This is a genomic window from Salinispora cortesiana (genome assembly GCF_000484695.1).
Taxonomy (GTDB): Bacteria; Actinomycetota; Actinomycetes; order Mycobacteriales; family Micromonosporaceae; genus Micromonospora; species Micromonospora cortesiana.
This window is the reverse complement of the sequence record NZ_AXVR01000020.1, coordinates 12,162-25,679: the sequence shown is the minus strand read 5'-3', so window position 1 is coordinate 25,679 and position 13,518 is coordinate 12,162. Positions and strand designations below refer to the sequence as shown.

At 72.1% G+C, this 13,518-nt stretch carries 10 protein-coding genes and 1 riboswitch; of the genes, 6 read left to right on the top strand and 4 right to left on the bottom strand.

Annotation, left to right across the window (positions count from 1 at the left end):
• Positions 1-3: 3 nt before the first annotated feature.
• Positions 4-1,278, bottom strand: a complete 1,275-nt coding sequence (locus tag K228_RS0111475; protein WP_025618566.1) for an AI-2E family transporter — start codon at positions 1,276-1,278, stop codon at positions 4-6.
• A gap of 178 nt (positions 1,279-1,456) precedes the next feature.
• On the opposite strand from K228_RS0111475, the gene K228_RS0111470 reads away from it, so the two are divergent.
• Both K228_RS0111470 and K228_RS28805 read left to right on the top strand, forming a co-directional pair.
• On the top strand, positions 1,457-1,795 hold the full coding sequence (locus tag K228_RS0111470; protein ID WP_025618565.1) for a GroES family chaperonin: 339 nt from the start codon (positions 1,457-1,459) through the stop codon (positions 1,793-1,795).
• An 87-nt stretch (positions 1,796-1,882) separates the two neighbouring features.
• Positions 1,883-2,050 carry a hypothetical protein gene (locus tag K228_RS28805; protein ID WP_018218073.1) on the top strand — a complete coding sequence of 56 codons (168 nt, stop codon included), beginning with the start codon at positions 1,883-1,885 and terminating at the stop codon, positions 2,048-2,050.
• 49 nt (positions 2,051-2,099) lie between these two features.
• On the opposite strand, the gene K228_RS0111460 is transcribed toward K228_RS28805, so the two are convergent.
• Positions 2,100-3,620, bottom strand: a complete 1,521-nt coding sequence (locus K228_RS0111460) for a PrsW family intramembrane metalloprotease (protein ID WP_025618564.1) — start codon at positions 3,618-3,620, stop codon at positions 2,100-2,102.
• Positions 3,621-3,644: 24 nt separating this feature from the next.
• Positions 3,645-3,764: riboswitch (SAM riboswitch) on the top strand.
• Between the two features lie 40 nt (positions 3,765-3,804).
• Here K228_RS0111460 and K228_RS0111455 point away from each other — a divergent pair.
• Positions 3,805-5,049, top strand: a complete 1,245-nt coding sequence (locus K228_RS0111455; RefSeq protein WP_025618563.1) for an aminotransferase class V-fold PLP-dependent enzyme — start codon at positions 3,805-3,807, stop codon at positions 5,047-5,049.
• Between the two features lie 61 nt (positions 5,050-5,110).
• Here the strand turns inward: K228_RS0111455 and K228_RS0111450 are convergent, their stop codons facing one another.
• Entirely contained in the window at positions 5,111-6,346 is a 1,236-nt protein-coding gene (locus tag K228_RS0111450; protein WP_025618562.1) for an FUSC family protein, read from the bottom strand.
• A gap of 276 nt (positions 6,347-6,622) precedes the next feature.
• Between K228_RS0111450 and K228_RS0111445 the strand changes: the two genes are divergently transcribed.
• Positions 6,623-8,017, top strand: coding sequence for an FAD-binding oxidoreductase (locus tag K228_RS0111445; protein WP_025618561.1), 1,395 nt, complete (start codon positions 6,623-6,625; stop codon positions 8,015-8,017).
• 49 nt (positions 8,018-8,066) lie between these two features.
• Here K228_RS0111445 and K228_RS0111440 read toward each other — a convergent pair whose 3' ends face one another.
• Positions 8,067-9,878, bottom strand: a complete 1,812-nt coding sequence (locus K228_RS0111440; protein WP_025618560.1) for a glycerol-3-phosphate dehydrogenase/oxidase — start codon at positions 9,876-9,878, stop codon at positions 8,067-8,069.
• A 159-nt stretch (positions 9,879-10,037) separates the two neighbouring features.
• Between K228_RS0111440 and K228_RS0111435 the strand changes: the two genes are divergently transcribed.
• Together K228_RS0111435 and K228_RS0111430 are read left to right on the top strand one after the other, a co-directional pair.
• Positions 10,038-12,461, top strand: a complete 2,424-nt coding sequence (locus K228_RS0111435; protein WP_025618559.1) for a S8 family serine peptidase — start codon at positions 10,038-10,040, stop codon at positions 12,459-12,461.
• A 127-nt stretch (positions 12,462-12,588) separates the two neighbouring features.
• The gene (locus K228_RS0111430) at positions 12,589-13,518 is read left to right on the top strand and encodes a GNAT family N-acetyltransferase (RefSeq protein ID WP_025618558.1); all 930 of its coding nucleotides are present in this window, start codon (positions 12,589-12,591) and stop codon (positions 13,516-13,518) included.

Here is a 13,518-nt window from a genome sequence, read left to right as displayed (position 1 = left end):
AGATCAGGGAGCCCTGCTCGCGACGACGACAGCATCCGATGGGGTCTCCGGGACGGTACGGGCGGCGAGGCGGCGTACGGCCGTGTTGAGCACCGCGATCAACGGCACTGCGATCAGCGCCCCGGTGATCCCGGCGAGTACCACGCCGGCGGCGATACCAACGATCACCGCGAGCGGGTGGATGGCCACCGCCCGTCCCATGATCAACGGTTGGAGCACGTGGCCCTCAAGCTGCTGCACACCGACCACCGCGCCCAAGATGATCAGCGCGGTGATCGGTCCGCTGTCCACCAGGGCGACAAGCACCGCGACCCCGCCGGACAACGTCGCGCCGATGATCGGAATGAACGAGGCGAGAAAGATCAGCGCGGCGAGCGGAAAGGCGAACGGAATATCGAAGATCACCAGGAAAATACCGATGCCGAGCGCGTCGATGAAGGCCACCAGCACGGTGGCCCGCACGTACGCGCCGAGCGTCTGCCAGGAGGCCCGGCCGGCGTCGTCGACCTTCCAGCGGGCGTTGACCGGCATCAGCCGGACCAGGAAGCGCCAGATCCGGTTGCCGTCACGCAGGAAGAAGAAGGTCGCGAAGAGCACCAGGATCGTGCCCGTCAGCACCTCGGCCAGGGTGGCCGCGGTGGAGAGCGCTCCGCTGGTCAACCCAGCCGTATTCTCGTTGAGCCACTTCTCGGCCTCGTTGATGTAGTTGTTCAGCTGCCGGTCGTCGAGTTCCAGTGGGCCGGTTCGCAGCCAGTCCTGGATCTGGCGTACGCCCTGGGACGACTTCGCGCTCAGCTCCGGCACACCCTGGATGAACTCATTGACCACCAGGGTCAGCGTGCCGATCACCGCGGCTAGCCCGCCCACCAGCACCACGGCGGTCGCCAGCGACCTCGGGAACCGGGCCCGGAGCAGCCAACCAACGGCCGGGGCCAGCAGCGCCGACAGCAACAGCGCAATGGCCAGCGGGATGATCACGATGCGGATCTGACCCACGATCCGCAGCAGGGCCCAGGCGACGATCCCGATCGCGAGCAGCCGCCAGGACCAGGCGGCCCCGACGCGGAGCGCGTGCGGCACATCCGCGTCGTCCCGGCTGGTCGTCGAGCTGTGCAGCGGCGCGGATTTCTCCGCGTCGCTGACCGCCGGTGGTGGCGGTGGTGGTGGTGCCGGGCTGGCTTCAGCCGGCGAGGTGGTACCGGGGGTCCCAGCGCGCAGGCCCGCCGACCGCCGCCGGACCCGGTACGACTCGTACGCGTGCCGGAGCCCTCCACGCATCCGTTCGAAACGGCTCAAGCGCACCTCCTGGCGTCGACGCGATCCGCTCCACCGGTAGGTCGGACAGGATACGCCGTTAACCCAACCATCGTGGGGCTAATCTGCCACCGGATGCCCACGGTCACCACCGGGGAACCACGGCCGGGCGGCGGAACGGGACACGGTAGCGTCTGGCCCCGTGACCAACGACGAGGATCTCGACTCCGGCCTGCCGATCCGGCTGCTGCACGATCGGGTGCTGGTCCGCATGGAGGGCAGTGAAGGTGAGCGTCGCTCCACTGCCGGCATCGTGATTCCGGCGACAGCCGCCGTCGGCAAACGGTTGGCCTGGGCAGCCGCGGTGGCGGTGGGGCCGAACGTCCGTTCCATCGTCTCCGGTGACCGGGTGCTGTTCGACCCGGACGACCGCTCCGAGGTCGAGCTGCACGGCCGCGGATACGTGCTGCTGCGCGAGCGGGATGTGCACGCCGTTGCCGCCGAACGCGTCGAACCGGACTCCACCGGCCTCTACCTGTAGCCCCTGAGTCCGCCGGCCCCCGCCGGTAGCTGTTTGCTCCGCTCCTTCCCGGGAAGTTAGCCGCAGCAGGTGCCCTGGGGAGGGACGATGCCGGTACTGCTCAAGAAGTTGCTGTTCTGGGGCTTCATCGCGTTCCTGATCTACTTCATGGCGTTCCGACCCGATGGCGCGGCGGAGATGGTCAAAGCGATCGGGGGCGTGCTGATGGCGCTGGCGCAGGGCCTCGGCGACTTCCTCACCAGCCTGATGACGTGACCCGTACGGGTCCTGCCTGATGCCCGTTCGGGCATCAGGCAGGACCGGGTCAGCGCTGGCCGGGCGGACCAGCGGCGGGTGGTGGTGGATTGCCGGGCGACGGTGGCGGATAACCGGGCCGCACCGAGTGACCGGACGGAGTGGGATGGCCGGGCGGCGCCGGATAACCGGGCGGAGCGGGCGGCGCCAGCACGACCGGGATCGGTACCACCGGCTCCTCCGGTGCCGCTACCGCGCGCTGCGACCCATCCGGGAACCGCAGATGGTAGCGGTGCCCGTCCCACACCCCGGCGGGGGCACGCGGATCCCGGCCGACAAAGAACGCCCGGTAGCCGCTGATCAACTCCAGCAGGTACCGCTCCTCGGCCACGGCCCGCTCCCGCTGCGCCGGGCGGTCGTCCAACCCACGACGCATCCCGTCACGCAGCAGCGCGAGCCGGGTGGCGGCGAACTGGTAACCACGCATCGCCTTTCGCCCCTGGTCGCCACCGATCCGCTTGGCCCACACCCGGGCGGCGTGCCGCCGGCCGAGACTGCTCAACGTCGCCACCTCCGGCGGAGTGAGCCAACCGGAGCGGACGTAGTCGGGCAGGATGCGCTCAGTTAGCCGCCCTTCCCAGGAACGCAGCCAGACCGCCAGCCCAACCATGCCGAAGAAGATCGGCACCATGACGCCGATGAGGCCGTAGAGCTGGATCAACAGCTCCCCGGTGGCCTGGGTCAACGTCGGCAGCAGGTTCCAGGCACCGTGCAACATCATCGCCAGCAGTAGGCCGGCCGCGGGAGCCAGCACCCGCACCCGCCGGTCGGCGCTACGGGCGGCGATTCCCAGCCCCACCCCGGTCATAGAGGTGAACAGCGGGTGGGCGAATCCGAAGAGCAGGATCCGGAGGATGAAGATCGAAATTACCTGCTGCGTGCCGGTTGCCGGACCGTACTCCTCCACACCCGTCCGATACCCGAGCCCGCCGAGATAGAGGATGTTCTCCACCATCGCGAAGCCGATCGCAGAGAGCCCGCAGTAGACCAGGGCGTCGGTGATTCCGGAGATCTCCCGACGCCGGAAGATCAGCAACAGGATCGGCCCCAGTGCCTTGGTCAGCTCCTCGATGAAGGGCGCAACCAGCACCGCCGTGAGCGCGGTCGACAGACCCGCTGCCTCGAACCGGTCCGCAGCGAAGGTGTTGACCACCAGCGACACCGCGGTGGACACGAACGCGCCCCAGGCGAAGCAGAAGACCAGATAGCGCAACGGCTCCGGCTCGTACCGGTCGAGCCAGAGGAAGCAGGCGACCAGCACCGGGACCGGAAGAACCGCCGCGACCACACCGATCAGCAGCGCCTCCGCGCCGAGGCTCTCGCCAAGGGACCAGAGCATGAACACGGCGCAGGCCGCGATCAGCAGGATCACCCCGGCCAGAATGAGGTAGCGAAGCCAGTTTCGGCGGCGGGACGGCATCTGCGGAGCGGCCGTCGGTGCGACGGTGATCGGCGACGGCGGGGGCGCGCCGGGCGGGGTGTCGGCCATTCCGTCAGCGTAGTCACCACCGACCCGCCCGGCCGGCCACACCGCTGCCCGCTAGACTGCAAAGCAGGTCACGAGCGCCAGCGACAAGCCCCGGCTTGCTGGCCGGCAACCCTCGTCGAGGTTCGCGGTGGGGTGCCCCGGGTGATGACCGGGCCTGGCGCGGCGCGCGCCGGGCAAGCGCGGACCCCACCCAGCCGGGGTCCCTGACTCCGAAGAGGCCACCCTGATGACCTGCGCCCTCGCTCCGTCGCCGACCGTCACCGACCCACTCGAGGTGCTCGGCGTCCCCGGTCAGATCAACCTGGACTACGCCGCCAGCGCCCCATGCGCGCAGGCCGCGGCGGACGCCGTGACCGCGCTGCTGCCCTGGTACGCGAGTGTGCACCGGGGCGCCGGGGCCCTGTCGCAGCACTGCACCCAGGCCTACGAGCAGGCCCGGCAGACGGTCGGCGACTTCTTCGGCGCCCGCCCCGACGACCACGTCGTCTTCACCCGGAACACGACGGACGCGCTCAACCTGCTGGCCCGCGCGCTACCCGCCGGGACCACGGTGGTGACATTCGGCGGCGAGCACCACGCCAACCTGCTCCCCTGGCCACGCGGGCCGGTCCGGCTACCCATACCAGAGCACCCCGCCGGTGCGGTGCGCGCGCTCGACGCCGCCCTCGGCGAACTGCGCCGCGGCGCCGACCGCGAGCCGCCGGTGCTGGTCGCGGTGACCGGCGCGAGCAATGTGACGGGCGAGCGGTGGCCCGTGGCCGAGCTGGTGCAGGTGGCCCGGCGGCACCGGGCCCGAATCGTGGTGGACGCGGCGCAGCTCGCCCCACACGCCCCCGTTGACCTCCGCGCCCTCGATCTGGACTACCTGGCCGTCTCCGGTCACAAGCTGTATGCGCCGTTCGGCGCGGGAGTGCTCATCGGGCGGGCCGACTGGCTGGACGCGGCCCCGCCGTACCTGGCCGGCGGGGGCGCGACCAGCCACGTCGGCGTCGCGACCCACGACGTCCGGTGGGTGGCCGGACCGGCCCGGCACGAGGCCGGCACGCCGAACCTGCTCGGCGCGGTAGCGCTCGCCGCGGTGTGTGACGCCCTCGCCAGCGCCGACCGGGCTGCGCTGCACGACGCCGAGCAGCGACTGCTGGACCGGCTGCGGGCGGGCCTCGCCGAGTTGCCGGACGCGGTTGAGCTGCACGCCTTCGGGCCGGCGGCGCCGCGGGTGGGGATCGTCTCGTTCGTGCTGGCCGGTCGGGACTCGGCCGAGGTCGCCGCCCACCTGGCCCGGCAACACCGGATCGGGGTACGCGACGGGCTGTTCTGCGCCCACCCGTTCGCCCGACGACTACTTACCGAAGCATCCGCCCGCAGCGGTCGGCGAGACCTGCCGGCGACCGCACTGCGGGCGAGTATCGGACTGGGTAGCACCCGGGAGCACGTGGACCAACTGCTCGCCGCACTCGCCACGCTCGAGTGAACCACGTTTCCCGACGGCTCATCGGGACGGCGGCGGGGATCATGACCCACGCTTCGCTGGATCAGCCAGCCGCAGGCGGGGGCTCCGACGTCCGCTCCGGCTTCCCCGCAGACTGCTCCGACTTCCCCGCAGACTGCTCCGACTTCACCACGCGCTTGTTCTTCTTCAGGTCGCCGAAGGCCTCGCGGACCAGACGGTTCGCCTCCTGCTGAGTGATACCGGAGGCGACCAGGAGGTCGCTGGCGACGGTACGCACCTGGGCAACGACCACGCTGCCGGAGAAGCCCACGCCCTCGGTGTACGCCTGCGCGGCCTCACTGACCGCGCGCAGCGACCGCTCGCGGGACCGCTCCGGCTCCTCACCGACGGCGAACTCGTGCCGGAGCAGCCGCACCGACTCAGCGAGGTGGACCATCGAGGTCGGCATCGGGTCGGGGATCGGCTCCGCGTCCTCGACCAGGGTGATGGAACGCCGGGTCAGCGTGGTGCTGTTTCGAATCGCCCGTTCGATCGGGTCGGCCGCCTCCGCGTAGTGGGTCAACTCGTCGCGGCGGTGCCAACGTGCGGGGGACAGCGTCGCGGTCTCCTTCGCACCCTGGATCGCCTCGTCGAACGACGCCACTTCCTCCTTGTGGTCACGGAGCTTGTCCAGCGAGTGTTGCACCTTGTCCCGGTCCCGTTGTCGCAGCCCTTCAGCGGTCGCAGCGATCTGGTTGGCGAGCAGGTCCAACGCCGGCTGGGCAGCCCGGTTGAGTACCTGTACCGGGTTCAGTGGTAACAGCAGCGCGGTCACCAGTAGCGCGGCGCTACCGCCGATCAACGCCTCGAGGAATCGCGGTATCTCCAGGCTGTGCCCGGCCGGGCTGAGCGTGACGATCAGGACAGCCGTCGCCGCCGCCTGGATCAGGATCGCGACGCTCCCGCCGGCGAAGACGGTCAGGAGAATCGCCGAGGTCACCACGAGACAGAGCTGCCACGGCCCGGTGCCCAGCAAAAAGATCAAGAGGTCACCGACCGCCACCCCGACCGCCACCCCGATGATCAGCTCCATCGTTCGACGGAAGCGCTGGCCGACCGAGACGGCGAGGGTACCGACCGCCGAGATCGGCGCGAAGACGGGCTGCGGGATGCCCAGCAGCTCATGCGCCACCAGCCAGGAGATGCCGGCGGCGAGTCCGGCCTGCACGGAGAGCACCAGCGTCGCGCGGACCCGGGACACCCGGTCCTGGAGATTCGCCTGACCACGACGGCGCAGCCGCTGCACCGTCGCCGCGAGCCGGGCGCCGTCGATGTCCATTCCACCGCCATCCCGCGACCGAGTCGCTACCCCAGTGAAGGTCGCTCGTCCCAGGCCACGGCGGGTACTACCCACACCACACCCGGTCGAATCCTCTCCGCAGCGTTTCCCTACCGCACGCCCGGATCGGACCGGCAACGGCCGGTGCCAGCGGAACGGGAGGAGGCGGGCGTGAGGGCGGTCTTAGGTCAGACGCGAGGATGGGTCTGAGGCAGACGCGAAGACGGGCGTGAGGGCGGGTTTGGGGCCGGGCAGCGCGGGTCGTAGCCTCGGCTCATGGGTCCCCTCCTCGACGAGCTGCGGGCCGCGCTCGGTGACGACGCGGTGTTGACCGACCCGGACCTGCTCCGGGCTCACCAGCGTGACGAGGCAGATCTCTGCGCCGCCGGCACGCCACTCGTGGTTACCCGCCCTCGGGACACCGCCCAGGTGGCGGCGGTCGTACGCGCCGCGGCGCGGCACCGGGCGCCGGTGGTGCCGCAGGGTGCCCGGACTGGGCTGGCGGGCGCGGCGAACGCGGTGGATGGCGCCGTCGTGATCAGCACCTCGGCCCTGACCACCATCCTGGAGATCGATCCGGTCAGCCGAATCGCGGTGGTGCAACCCGGAGTGGTCAACGCGGCCCTCGGCGCCGCCGTCGCCGAGCACGGGCTGTGGTACCCACCGGACCCCGGCTCCTGGGAGTCGTCCACCATCGGCGGGAACGTCGCCACCAACGCCGGTGGCATGTGCTGCATGAAGTACGGCGTGACCACCGAGTACGTGCTCGGCCTCGAGGTGGTGCTCGCCTCCGGCGAGGTGCTGCGCACCGGACGGCGTACCGCGAAGGGGGTGGCCGGGTACGACCTGACCCGACTCTTCGTCGGCTCCGAGGGCACCCTCGGTGTGCTCACCGAGGTGACCGTAGCGCTGCGGCCCGCTCCGGCGGAGTCGCTGACCATGGTGGCGGTCTTCCCGAGCACCATCACCGCGGGGGCCGCGGTGGCGAAGATCGCCGCCGAGGGCCTCTCCCCCAGTCTGCTGGAACTGCTCGACCAGACGCACCTGCGCGCCATCGAGGCGTACCGGCCGATGGGCCTGCGCCAGGATGCCGCCGCGCTGCTGCTGGCCGCCGTCGACACCGGCGCACGCGCCGCCGACGACCTCGCCGCGCTCACGGCGGTCTGCACAGCGGCCGGCGCCGACGAGGTGTACGCGGCCACCGACGCAGCCGAGGCAGCAGCGCTGCTACAGGCGCGACGACTGGCGCACCCGGCGATGGAGCGGTTCGCCGCTGACACGTACCCGGATGGCAACGGCGGCCTGGTCATTGACGACGTGGCGGTGCCGCGCGGATCGCTGGCCGCCATGCTCGACGGGGTGGCGCGGATCGGCACCGAGTGCGACGTGCCGATCGGTGTGGTGGGGCATGCCGGAGACGGCAACCTGCACCCGAACATAGTGGTTGACCGGGCAGACCCGGCAAGCCTCGACCGGGGACGACGCGCGTTCGACGAGATCATGCGGTTGGGGCTCAAACTGGGGGGCACCTGCACCGGCGAACACGGAGTCGGGCTGCTCAAGCGCGAGTGGCTGGCCGAGGAGATCGGTCCGGTCGGGATCCGGGTGCATCAGGCAATCAAGGCGGCGCTGGACCCGACAGGCCTATTCAATCCGGGCAAGGTGCTCTGACCCAACGGGCCCGTTCAACCAGGTTAGGTGCGCTGACCCGGCTCCGTCGCTACGGGGAGGGGGCGGCGCTCTCCACCGAATCCTCGTCCCCCCGGTCGGCGGCGAAGCCACGGACATCGGGTGCACCGAGCCGGGCCGTGTCGGCCGTCGCGTCATCCGGCATCAGCTGTGAGTTGCGCTCCGCCGCCACCCGCGCCCGGTAGTGCGCCACCTCCCGGGCCCGGGTCTCGGCGTTCCAGCCCAGCACCGCGCCCATCAGTTCCGCCGTGTGCTCGGCCGACGCCAAGCCGCGGTGCGCGGTCTCGATAGAGATCCGGGTCCGCCGATCCAGCACGTCCTCCAGGTGCAGCGCCCCCTCCGCCCGGGTCGCGTAGGTCACCTCGGCGGCCAGGTACTCCGGCGCGCCGGCCAACGGGGAACCGAGCAACGGGTCGGCGTCGATCAGAGCCAACAACTCCAGGGTGAGGCTGCCGTAGCGCTCCAGCAGATGCTCGACCACGCCGACCGGCACCCCGTGCCGGCGGGCCAGGTCCGCCCGGTCCCGCCACATGGCGGCGTACCCGTCGGCGCCGAGCAACGGCAGGTCGGCCGTTCGGGACCGCCGCGCCGCGCCGAGCCGGTGCGCCGCCCGGTCGACCACGTCCGCGGCCATCACCCGGTACGTCGTGTACTTGCCCCCGGCGACCAGCAGCAGCCCGAGCATCGGCTCGATCACCGCGTGTTCCCGAGACAGCTTGGAGGTGGAGTCCGCCTCGCCGGCCAGCAGCGGTCGCAGACCCGCGTACACGCCCTCGATGTCGGCGGTGGTCAGCGGCCGGTCCAGGACGGTGTTGACCTGTGCCAGCAGATACTCGATGTCCCGAGCGGAGGCCGCGGGGTGGGAGCGGTCCAGCCGCCAGTCGGTGTCGGTCGTACCGATGATCCAGTGCCCGCCCCAGGGGATGACGAAGAGCACGCTGGTGGCGGTTCGCAGGATCAGCCCGGTCTCGCCGGTGATCGCCGATCGGGGCACCACCAAGTGCACGCCTTTCGAGGCCCGGACCCGAACCCGGGGGCGTAGCCCGACGTCGTCGAGCATCCGGGACATGTCGTCGCTCCACACCCCGGTCGCCGCGATCACGGTGCGGGCCCGCACCTCGAACTCGGCGTCCGGGGAGTCGGCCGGCGCCTCCAGGTCCCGAACCCGAACCCCGGTCACCTCGCGGGCCTGCCGGATCAGACCGACGGCGCGGGCGCTGGTGACCACGGTCGCGCCGAGGCTGGCCGCGGTCCGGGCGAGGGTGACCACCAGCCGCGCGTCGTCGACCTGACCGTCGTAGTAACGGATCGCACCGGCCAACCCCTCCGTCTTGAGACTCGGGAAGGTCCGGCGGACCCCCTCTCGGGTCAGGTGCCGGTGCAGCGGCATCCCCCGGCCGCCGCCGAAGACGCCGGCGAAAGCGTCGTACGCCGCCACGCCCGCGCCGTAGTAGGAGCGGCGCAGCGTCCTAGCCGGCAGGTCCCGGAGCCCGCGACCGAGCAGCGGCACCAGAAACGGCACCGGACGGACCAGGTGCGGCGCGAGCCGGGTGGCCAGCAGGCCCCGCTCGGTGAGCGCCTCGTGGACCAGACCGAACTCGAGCTGTTCGAGGTAGCGCAGGCCACCGTGGATCAGCTTGCTGGACCGGCTGGACGTGCCGGCCGCGTAGTCGCGCGCCTCGACGAGGGCGACCTTCAGGCCACGCGAGGCGGCGTCCAGAGCGGCGCCAGCGCCGGTGACCCCGCCGCCAATGATCAGGACATCGAAGTGCTCGGCCGCCAGGCTACGCAGGTCGGCGGTGCGCCGTTGCGGAGAGAGCTGGCTGGCCGTCGCTCGGGACACATTCGGGTCACGCACGCCTCCACGTTAGCCCGCCCCGTCCCGGCCAGGGCAGCAGCGAATTCCGGGACACTCCGTCCCAGCACCGACCGACGACGGTTCGACGTCGTACGGCGGTGAATCCGACGACGTACTGCGGCTAAGCCGACGACAACGTACGGTGTGCCGGTGCAGCCCGGACCCTGGCCAGCCCACCCCCTCCCGAGCCCGGCCGGCCCACCGCGGAGCAGCCCCGTGCCGGTGATCGCCGCCGTCTTCCTCGGCCTGTGGATCGTCGGCCTCACCGTGGTCACCCAGCTCGGCGGCTGGTTGACCGACCAGTTCCTCCTCCTGATGGGCGTGGACCGGCTGGTCTGGCTCTGGCCGGTGACCACCGTCGCGGTGGTGGCCCTGGCCGGCATCCCCACATTGCCACTCGCCCTGCTGCCCCGCTCCCGCGTGGTCCGCGCCGTCGGCCGGCTCTGGCTGGTGGGTCTGCTGGTGTTCGGCGCGCTGAGCCTGCTGCGGGCGCTGCCGCCGGTGCAGCACGAGGCGTATCTGGTGACGCTTGCCGGCACGGCCGGGCTGGCCGCCCTGCTCATCCACCGGCTCGTCGCCCACCGGATCGCCCCGAGGGGCCCGGGGGGCGAGTCGGACCGGCGGCGCACCTCACCCCTCGCCCCGGTGACGCTGCTCGGGCTCACCGGCGGGCTGGCCCTGCTGCTGCCGTGGGTCTGGGTCGGTGCGCTCGGTGGGCTGCTGGAGACACTGCTCGCCGCACTCGCCGCTGCGGCCGTCGGTGGGCTGGCAGCCGTGCTCCTGTCCGACGGGTTCTGGTCCCGCCGCAGCGCCGACACTCCGCCCCGACCAGGCCAGCTGGTGCTGGTGGACGGTCTGGTCGCCGGCGTCGTTCTGCTGCTGCTCGGGGCGGGAGTCGGGCAGTCCGGCGCCCAGCTGCCGCTGCTGCTGACGCTGCCGCCGACCGGGTTCGCGCTGGCGGCCCTGGCCACCACCGCCCGGCGGACAGCGACCGGCGTCGGGCCCGCCGTCGCCGGGCTGGTTGGGCTGAGTGTCTTCGGCCCGCTCGCCTGGGCCGACCCGGAGGAGGTCAGCCTGGTGCTGGCCACCTCCCGGGACGTGCCCTTCTGGGTGGCGGTCGCCGCCGCTGCCGGCTTCACCGTCGTGGTCCTGCTCGCCATCGGGTACGGGGTGACGCTCGTCCGCCGCCCCGGCGCCCGGCCCAGTCGGGCGGTGGCCGGGGCGGCGGCGGCCACCCTGCTGGTGGCGACCGGGGCGGTAGCGGTCGGGCCGGGGCAGCCCGGGCTGCATGGTGAACGGCTCTTCGTGGTGCTCCGGGAGCAGGCCGACCTGAGCGGCGTACCCGCCGCCACCGGGCGGGCCGGTCGCGACCGCCGGGCAGCCGAGGTATACCAACGGCTGGTGGAGACCGCCGAGCGGACGCAGGCCGACCTGCGCCGGGAGCTGCGCCGGTTCCGGCTGGACCACACGCCCTACTACCTGGTCAACGCGATCGAGGTCGACGGCGGGCCGCTGGTGCGGGCCTGGCTGGCGGACCGTCCCGAGGTGGATCGGGTGCTGGTCAGCCAGCGGGCCCGCCCACTGCCCGCGCCCGCCCCTGTCGCCCAGGGGGACACCGCACCACAGCCGGGCGCGGAGTGGAACATCCGGCTGATCCGAGCCGACCGGGTCTGGTCGGAGCTGGGGATCACCGGTACGGGGGTGACCGTGGGCAGCTCCGACTCGGGGGTGGATGGCACCCATCCGGGGCTGGCGGCCGGCTTCCGGGGCGGTGTCGACTCGTGGTTCGACCCCTGGAACGTCACCTCGGCCCCGCGGGACCGGGGCGGGCACGGCACCCACACGCTCGGCAGCGCGGTTGGGCGGGACGGGGTCGGGGTCGCCCCCGGGGCCACCTGGACCGGCTGTGTCAATCTGGACCGCAACCTCGGCAACCCCGCGCTCTATCTGGACTGCCTCCAGTTCATGCTGGCACCCTTTCCCATCGGTGGGGACCCGTTCCGCGACGGTCGCCCACACCGCGCGCCGGAGATCCTCACCAATTCGTGGGCCTGCCCCGCGCTGGAGGGCTGTGATTCTGGGGCGCTCCAGCCGGCCGTTGCCGCCCTGGCCGCTGCGGGGATCCTCGTGGTGGTAGCCGCCGGCAACACCGGGCCCCGCTGCCGCTCGATCGAGGATTCGCCGGCCTTCCACCCGGATGTCCTGACTGTCGGTGCCGTCGACCGGCAGCGACAGGTGGCCGACTTCTCCTCGCGCGGCCCGGGCCCCGGCGGCGGCGCCAAGCCGGACCTGGTCGCCCCTGGCGCGGAGGTGCGCAGCGCGCTGCCGGGTGGCGGGTACGGCACGCTCAGCGGCACATCGATGGCGACTCCGCAGGTGGCCGGGGTGGCGGCGCTGATGTGGTCGGCCAATCCGGCGTTGATCGGGGATCTACCTCGGACGCGCCAGATCCTGACCGAGACCGCCACCGCGGTCCGGGTCAGTGGCGACCGGTGCGGCGACGCGGCGCATGTCGCGGGCGCCGGCCTGGTGGACGCGTACGCCGCCGTCCGCGCCGCCCGAGGCTGAACGCCACGCGTAGGCCGAAGTTTCCGCCGACCGGGCCGGGCGCTCCGGTGCGCGGACGCAGGCCCCGTACGCCGACGGCAGGGAACCTTCTTAACAACAGTGCTCTGGTGGCCTAGGGTCAGCGTCCATGGACCTGTTGTTCACCGAGCTGACGCCGGAGCAGTTGCCGACCGTGATCGAGCTGTGCGGCCGGTCCCTGGATCTGCCGGACGACGCCGCCGAGGCGGGGGCCATCGTGGAGACGCTCTGGCCTCGGGCGGTCGCGAACCGCCCCGTCGTTGCACTGGGCGCGCACCGGGAAGACCGGCTCATCGGCGTACTGCTCGGCTCGCTTTCCGCGCCGAGCAGCCCAGCCGCACATGTGGACCTGATCGCGGTGGAGCCGGCGCACCGGCGGCGGGGCGTGGCGCGGGCACTGGTGTCACGCGCCGAGCAACGGCTCGCCGACCTCGGGGCGAGGGAGGTGCTGCTGGCCGGCAACCCGCCGTACTATGCCTGGCCCGGCATTGATGTGCGCTACACGCCGGCGATCTGCGCGGCGGAGGCGCTCGGGTACGCCCGGGACAGTACGGCCTGGAACATGACCGCGGACCTCTCCGATGTCGAGAGCCCAGCGCTGCGGACGACGGCACCGGCGGAGCAGCGGCTGGCCGATCAAGGAGTGACGGTACGGCGGGCGGAGCCGGCAGATCTGCCGGCGCTGACGGCGTTCGCGTCGGGGACCTTCGACGGCACCTGGGCTGCGGAGGTGGCCGAGTCGATCGGCCGGGACCGGGCCGGCTGCCATCTCGCCGAACGCGACGGCGACCTTCTCGGCTTCGCCGCCTGGGGTTCGTCCCGGCCGGGTTGGTTCGGCCCGATGGGCACCGCGCCGGCCGCAGCGGGGTCCGGGATCGGTGGGGTGCTGCTGCGTCGCTGCCTGGCCGACCAGCGGGCCGCGGGGATCACGCAGGCGCAGATTGGCTGGGTGGGGCCGGTTCGGTTCTACTCGGGCAGCGCGGGCGCCTGGATCGAGCGAGTCTTCTTCGGGTACCGGCGGAGCCTCGGGGGGCAATAA